The following is an 8,345-nucleotide window of genomic DNA, read 5'->3' on the forward strand; positions in this document are numbered from 1 at the left end:
GCTAGGTTTTTTTACATCATAGGAAGCCCGTGGGACGAGTGGAATTGCGGATGGAAAACCGCAATAATTTCATAACTAGAAAATTTATATCTTATTGATAGGCCATATTTAATTCCTTAGACGTTTCAATAATAGAATTATATATTTCTTTTAAAATAATTGTTTGTAATATTAAATAACCGTTTGAATAAAATTCTGGAAATGTTCCATTTAGATCACGATTTATATACTCCAAGTATTTTTCTAAATTTAGGGAGTTCAATTTGTTATGTTGCATAGAATTACGGTATACTCTTAATCTATCTAGTGCATAATGTAATTTAGGATAATTCATTTTAAAATCTTCATAAAAGTACTTCTTAATTCCCATATTTTTTCCCAACTCATCGATTACCTCAACCATTGATGAATTAAAGTCTTTTGTAAAATTACTAAAGACCTTTTCACTTTTTGCCAACTTAATATTATCTAAGTTATATTCATTAAAGAATTGGCCATTATCAAGCCATCCCATTCCATAAAAGTCTTCCATTTCCGCATCAAGACTCTTAGCTGCTGCAATAATCCTTTTAACTAATTCCTTTAATTCATCTAAATTATTAATCGGTTGGATAACCTCAAAGTTACTTTTCGAATCAGCATTTACTGATTCTACTTTATTAATCCTAAAGATATTGTGAGTAACACAGGATCTATTGTTTTTTAAGTTTAATTTATACTTAGCAAGTATATCAATGAATCCTCTTTTTTCATTTAAAATTACTTTTCCATGTTTATAATCAACCTGATGTTTTAACTCCAAGCTACCATACTTTTTACTTAACTCTATAATTTTATATACTTTATTTTTTATGTTAGTTGTTGGATAATAATGACCAGTAAAGGTGATTTTTACATTACGCTTTCTTTTTAAATACCTTTCTAATTCACTTATCCATTCATCATTAATATCGTAGGCCTCAATCATTGGTATCTCAAAAAATATTCTATTGTAATCCCTGTAAAAGTAATCATAGTTAAAAATATCATATACTTCTTCATTACGTGCTTCTTCACTTGTTTCAAACTCTGTAGAATCTTTAACCATATCAATAAATGTATCAGTTGAGTTATCAGTATAGAAGCTTATTCCAATTTCATCTGCCTTAATTAACTCAGAATCTATATAATTTACCCTAGTATTTCTATCATAAACAACTAGTCTACTTTCTTTATCTGAATCTTCTATTACCACAATGTACATTTTCTTGTATTCCGTTTGTTTTTGATTTACTGAAACTATTTCAACTAACTGTCCTTCATATTCAGCGTTACTTTCATTAATATACTCTTTTAGAATTCTTTTGATAGTTTGTCCATGAATGGTACTATTATCCTTTTTATCAAGAATCGGCTCTAATGTATTTAAATTAGTAAACTTGGCATTTTTATTGGTAATATAATTTCTAGATTTTTTTATATATCCTGTGAATCCATCAACTGTTATCGGCAAAACAATTCTTTGTAATAATTCGTATTTATTATCACTAATATATTTTCTACCATCATCTGTTAACTGTTTAGTCTTAATATCATACATATTATTAAGTTCTAAATCATAAACTGAATTCTTTATTAGCTCTTCATCAATAGATAACATTTTTGATATCTGACTAATGTCCAATCCTTGATTAAGTAACTTTAGGGAAAAATCCATTAATACAGGTAAACCTTTATATAGAGTAGCTAAACAGATAACTTCCTTTTGGAAAATAGGGAAACCTACTTCTGTAATGTTAATTATCTTATAATCTGGAAAGTCAGATTTTACTGCATCAAACACTAACTTCATACTTCTCCCCCCTTAATAATACACGTACTTGGGTGTCGATTAATAAACTGAACTACTTTTCCGATTCCTTCTTTATATTTATCTTCACTGTTTAGAACACATTCTTTATTTCCAACAATGAACAGACAATTTTTTCCTCTCGATAAAGCCACATTGATTCTTCTTTGATCTTTTAAAAAGCCTAAGTTATTATTTTCATTTGAACGAACTAGACTATAAAAAACTATATCACTTTCAGAACCTTGAAATGCATCAATATTATCAATTTGAATTTCAACATTAGTCCATTTTTGGTCATTTGGCTCTAATTTATTTATTAATAACTGTTTCTGAGCGTTATATCCGGAAATAACTGCCACACTAGCCTTTATACCTTTTTCAGCATATATCTTGTTAATTTTATCAAGTTCATTCTTAATTATAATAACTTCTAAATTATTTCTAAAAGAATCATTAAACTTTTCCTCTAAATTATCAGATAATGTTGATGTGTCAATCCATAATACAACTTCATTAAAACCTAAGTTATGTTTTCTTTTTTCAGCTTTTACTTTTGTGTTTATTTTATAAGTAGGATAAAAGCTTGTATTTACTAGTTTTGAAATCACAGGATGCATTCGAAACTGTGAAGTTAATGTTTTTTTGCCTTCTGGCGCGCAGAGTTCAAATATATCTTCAAATAAACTCTTTTCTAATTTTTTTGTATTGATTTTTGGCTCTAGCCCTCTATCTTGAACTAGATTAACTATTGGCGGTAATTGCCTATGATCACCAACTAAAACAATTTTTTTGCCTAGTAACATTGGCAAAATAAGTTCTGGAGCAGTCGCTCGCGCAGCCTCATCTATAATTACCCAATCATATGTTAAATTTCTTAAAGTATGGCGAGATGAAACACCTACGCAAGTTGCCGCTACAATTGATGCTTCCCTAGCAAAGATATCATCAAATTCATCTAGTAAATCCAACCTATTTGTCCAATCTCTAATAATGTTAATTATCTCAACAGCATTTTTGTCAAATAACCTATTATCTACTTCATCAGATCTATTATTATTATTATTTAAAGTATAATCCATATACTTTTGGAGTTCTTTATCTTTACCATATAACTCTTCTATATATTCAATTGTATTTCTTATTGAATTTGACTTTACTTCTTCAGCCCATACTTTAATTTGTTCAGTGGCTAATAGATTTTTAGCATCCTTTGAAATCTTTTCACTAGTTCCTATACGAACTATCTTTTTATCAGATTGATTTTTAAGTACATTTTTCAACAAATGATCAACAGCTACATGAGAAGGAGACGTTATTAAAACAGTTGATTTAGAATCCATTAAAAATATTTGATTAATTAACTCTGTTATTACTGTTGATTTACCGGTTCCGGGTGGACCTTGAATTAAAAACATATCGTTAGTCTTCAAGGCTTTTTCAACTGCTTCTTTGTTAACTTCATCTATATTTTTATTTACAAAGTCTAAATCTAGTTGGAGTTCCTTCATTGTTATCTGTTCAGGATTAATAAGTATATCCATTAGATCTCTGTTTACTGATTCATTATTTCTCAATGAATATAGAGCATTACTATATCTTTTTAGCATTTTGTTACTCATTGATATATCAACTCTTACCTCGCCGCGTTTACTTAAATTTTGTATATCAACATCCGAAAGTAAAGCTACTTTTAACTTATCTTCTTTTATACTTTTTAAGGGACCGACAGTTACAAACTTATTTGAACCTTTCTGTAAACGAATATAGTCTCCATCTTGCAACATAGAAGAATCATAATTAGAGTCCATTTTAATTATTAAGAAATTACTTGAAGCTTCATATTCAAAACTTTCATAATTACCTATACGTTCTCTATTAAAATTTACTGTTTTTAGTATTTTTATGACTTCTTCCCAATTAGCAATTAATTTATTCTTTTGTTCTGATTTTGCTATTTTTTGCTTGAATGATTCGAAACTTGCATCAATTTCGTTTAGTAAATTAATCAGTTCGGAAGGATCTATACCATTAGGTCTAACTTGGATAATATCTAAATTCAGTTTTATCTGGATTCCTTTTAACTTTTCTAATTCGTTTTCATGATACTTATCTATTGAAAAGACCTTAATTACTTTGAAATATCCATTTTTCCTATCGGGCAGTAGTTGATATTTAATCCCATCTCCTACTAAATAGTAATTTTTTTCAGTTTTATGCAAACTTGTTTCAATTAAACTTTGTTCTATAAAATCTTTAACCGCATTAAAATTAGTACTAGTTATCTTCCCTAAATCTTGTAAATCTCTATTAATTATTTGTGGAATAAATAGTTTAATATTTCCCTCTACGGCATTTAATTCAATTTCTGTTTTTAAATCTTCAATAAAGGAAATTAAACTCTTATATCTATCTTCCCTGTCGATACTTAAAGATTTATGCAAGATACCCTTTATATTTTCAGACACAGGTAGACCATCAATAGACTTGAGGAGTTGTCCTTTATCTTCATGCGGCTCTATTCCGGTTAACAAATAATAAAAAGTAGCTCCAAGAGAAAATATATCGCTCCTAAAGTCAATATGCTGCCCTAGCAAATGTTCTGGTGACGAGTATCTTTTAGTAATAAAATCCTTTAAAGTATGACCTGTCCTAAATAAATACATATCTAATATTTTACTTACTCCAAAGTCAATTACCTTTACATTCATTTTTGAATCTACCAATATATTAGACGGTTTAATGTCTCTATGTATAATTCGTTTATCATGAGCTGCTTGCACACCATCTAAAACTTGTATCATAATCTTTAATTGTTGCATTCTTGATAATTTATTATGTTTCACAAATTCCTCAAGGTTTTCTCCATCAAAATATTCCATCACTATATAAAAGTTGTCTTCATCAATTCCGGAATCCTTGTACTCGATAATGTTTGAGTGGTTTATCATTGAAAGGGCCCTTGAGTCTCTGTTAAATATCTCCTGTATATCATTAAACTCCAAACCACTATACTTTTGATTTAAAACTTTCACAACAATGGGGGTTTTTTCTTTGATGATATAACCTTTATAAAGAGTGCTTTGATAAGTAGATATCATCTTTTCCTCAAGAGCATACTTATTCATTAAATACATTAGCATCCTACTCCATATAATTTTTTGTTTTTTTTAGACATCTATGCTGGCAAATAGTAACATTCTTAGAAGAGACGCATTTGCATCTCTTCTAACTTTGTGGAAATTTTGTTACACCCTATACTTCTTAAAGTTCTCTGCCTGCTCAAATATTTCTTTAAAAATCTCATCTTTCGGAACAGGGGGGTAACCGTTTTCAGCGAGCGTTAGAATTAGATCGACTTTTAACTCTGCCTTAATGTCATCACGACTTGACCAGTCAGTATATTTAGCTTTATCCTCAACTATCACCTTTACTTCCTGTGATAGTTTAATAAGTTTGTCATGCGGATATTCAAATTCATATTTCTCAGAGATTGCCTTGAGAATATCGTAAAAGGCCTTTTCCTCATAATCAATTCCTAAGTCCTTGAACGAATCCCGCTCTTTAACTAGTTCTGAAAACAAATCAGCAAATTGCTCTGCAACGTCATCCAACACATCACTTTGTAAAGCTTGGAAGTCTTTTCTCTCGTTATAATGATCGACCAATTGTTTAAATCGTTTGGAAAAGTCGACACCTTGAATTCTATTAGTCTTCTTAAATTCCTCTATTGCTTTTGCCAATAGCTTTTGTAGGAGTTTAATCTTAGTGTTTGGCAGTTTGATTTTATTAATTTTGGCTAGGTATTCATCACTAAATAAATCCGCATTATTTTTCGGGTCGTTTTTATCTAGCTTAAATACTTCTTCCATACCTTCACTTATTAATGCCTCTTGCATCATCTGCCTTACCTTTTCATTCATTTGGGCAGTATCAGGAGCATCATCTTTAGTTAGTTTATGAATGATAGACCTTATAGCTAGGTAATAGTGAATGTGGTCTTTTTCTAACTGGCTTATTTCCTCACTAGATACACATAAGTTATAAGCAGATCGCATTTTCTTGGTAATAGCCATGAATCGTTTTTCCAATTGTTCCGTTTGTTGGACAAACTCTGCAGCCTGATTCAAGCACTCTAACTGTTGCAATGGAGTTCCCTGAAAGTATGCTGTATTGTCAAACTTATAAAAGATTTTTGCTAATAAATCTAGCTGATCTTTTACAATGACAACAGCTTTTTCAATACCGTCAAAATTGTCACCCTCTACTACCCCATATTTTTTCATTGCTATATTCAAATTACTCTTTATACCAAAGTAATCTACAACTAAGCCAGTTTCTTTACCTTCATATACTCGATTTACTCGTGAAATAGTCTGAATTAAGGTATGCTGTTGGATAGGCTTATCAATATAAATGGTATCTAATGAAGGTACATCAAATCCTGTTAACCACATATCGACAACAATGGCTATTTTAAAGTTTGATTTTTCATTTTTGAATTGTCTATCTAACTCTTTACGATACTCTTTCGTACCTAATAGGTCATATAGTTCTTTACTATCGTCTTTATTACGCGTCATGACCATTTTAATTTTTTCCATCGGTTTAATTTCTTTTCTTTCTCGTTCAGTAAGTTCTACACCTTCATCACAGACTTTAACCTCCGCCCATTCTGGACGTAGCGCAATAATTTCTTTATATAAATCATAGGCAATATGTCGATTAGCTGCAACAAACATTGCTTTACCTTTAACCGTTGCGCCTTCTTCAATTCTTTTTTCATAATGTTCTACAAAGTCCTCTGCCACTAATTTTAACCGTTTAGGATCACCAATGATAACTTCCATTCTAGTTACAGCTCTTTTGCTTTCATCTATCTGATACTCATTAGCTCCAGCAGTTTCAGCGACTTTATAATACTCTTCAATCTCTTGTAGTTTCGATTCGTTAAGATTTACTTTAGCAGCTCTTCCCTCATAAACAATCCGAACAGTGATTTCATCGTGAACAGCTTCAATCATTGTGTATGCATCTATAATTTCGCCAAAAACATCTATAGTTGCATCAACTGGCGTGCCGGTAAAACCTACATAAGTTGCATTAGGTAAAGAATCATGTAAATGTTTGGCAAAACCATATTTTTTCTCAACACCATCTTTGGTAATTTTTACTTTTTGATCGAGATTGGTTTGTGAACGATGCGCTTCATCCGAAATACAAATAACATTGCTCCGTTCAGTTAACAGATCAATATCTTCGTTAAACTTTTGAATAGTAGTTAGAAATACACCACCACTTTTTCGATTTTCCAAGTAAGATTTTAGATCTCCCCGACTCTCTACACTGATTACCTGATCATCGCCAATAAAGTTCTTAGCATTTGTAAATTGGGCCGAAAGTTGATCATCTAAATCGGTTCGATCTGATATCAAGACAATCGTAGGGCTTTGTAAGTCTTTATCTCTCATTGATAATCTAGTAAGATAAAGCATGGTATAACTTTTACCAGAACCTGTCGCTCCAAAATACGTACCACCTTTACCTGAGCCTTGTGGTCTCATGTTTCTTTTAATATTCTTTAGTAATTTGGTTGCCGCATAATATTGCGGATAACGAGGTACAATTTTTTCCTCTTTGGTGCTTGTATCAGGAAAATAAATGAAATGACGTACTACTTCAAGAAATCGTTTTTGATTAAACAGGCCCTTTACCATTGTATAAAGTGAATCAATTCCATCTTTTTCAAAAAGTTCATTACCTTCAATCTTTCTCCATGCATAAAAGAAGTCATATGGAGCAAATAACGAACCAACCTTATTATTTACTCCGTCACTAATTACACAGAATGCATTATACTTAAAAAGCTCAGGAATGTCTCTACGGTAACGAACTGTCAACTGTGTATATGCGTCTTTTATTGTAGTGTTTTCTTTTACTGCACTCTTGAACTCTATTACTACTAAAGGTAGGCCATTCACATAAACAATCGCATCAGGAATACGCTTTTCATAACCTTGAATTTCTAGTTGGTTTACAATTCTAAATAGATTATTGTCAATATTATCAAGATCGAAGTCTATTAATTGAATAAATAGATCCTTTTTGCTACGGTCCTCACGCTTTAAAACAAAGCCATCAGAGACCATTTTGATAATGGCTTTATTACTTTCATACAAATTAGATGCAGGTAACACTTCCATTTCTCGAATGATACTATCAATCTCATTAAGTGTTATATCATCATTAGAGTACCGATTAAGCAAGAATGCTTTTAAATCATCACGTAGAACTACATCATTTATTCCTTTATGGATTTGGGACCCATTCTGGTATTGATAATTTTCAGCTTCAAAAAGCTCTATTACAGCTTGCTCTAAAGTTTCTTCTGTGAATTTCATTTCATAGTTCCCCTCCTCGTATATTAGTAGTAAGAGCTCTTTCCGATAGAATTTCCAGTTGATCCGGACAGCTGGAGGCCGTCTATTGGACTCCTATAGGAAATGGATGCCTTACG

General features: G+C 31.0%; 3 protein-coding genes. All 3 read right to left on the reverse strand.

Going from position 1 to position 8,345, the window contains the following annotated elements:
• Positions 1-91: 91 nt before the first annotated feature.
• The 3 genes from ACFQ38_RS09355 to ACFQ38_RS09365 all read right to left on the reverse strand — a co-directional run bounded on the left by ACFQ38_RS09355 (position 92) and on the right by ACFQ38_RS09365 (position 8,229).
• Positions 92-1,831 (reverse strand): hypothetical protein, encoded by a 1,740-nt coding sequence (locus tag ACFQ38_RS09355; protein WP_381480489.1) that lies wholly within the window; start codon positions 1,829-1,831, stop codon positions 92-94.
• Positions 1,828-4,965: a serine/threonine-protein kinase gene (locus tag ACFQ38_RS09360; protein WP_381480490.1), complete on the reverse strand. Its 3,138-nt coding sequence runs from the start codon at positions 4,963-4,965 to the stop codon at positions 1,828-1,830. Before ACFQ38_RS09360 ends, ACFQ38_RS09355 begins: the two co-directional genes overlap by 4 nt.
• Positions 4,966-5,076: 111 nt before the next feature.
• Positions 5,077-8,229, reverse strand: a complete 3,153-nt coding sequence (locus ACFQ38_RS09365; RefSeq protein WP_381480491.1) for a type I restriction endonuclease subunit R — start codon at positions 8,227-8,229, stop codon at positions 5,077-5,079.
• Positions 8,230-8,345 lie beyond the last annotated feature (116 nt).

It is taken from the genome of Sporosarcina contaminans (genome assembly GCF_042679045.1).
Lineage (GTDB): Bacteria > Bacillota > Bacilli > Bacillales_A > Planococcaceae > Sporosarcina > Sporosarcina contaminans.

What these genes read in the sequence shown, in the direction of transcription:
- ACFQ38_RS09355 (WP_381480489.1), bottom strand. Translation starts at nt 1,831, where the DNA reads ATGAAGTTAGTGTTTGATGCAGTAAAATCTGACTTTCCAGATTATAAG.
- ACFQ38_RS09365 (WP_381480491.1), bottom strand. Translation starts at nt 8,229, where the DNA reads ATGAAATTCACAGAAGAAACTTTAGAGCAAGCTGTAATAGAGCTTTTT.
- ACFQ38_RS09360 (WP_381480490.1), bottom strand. Translation starts at nt 4,965, where the DNA reads ATGTATTTAATGAATAAGTATGCTCTTGAGGAAAAGATGATATCTACT.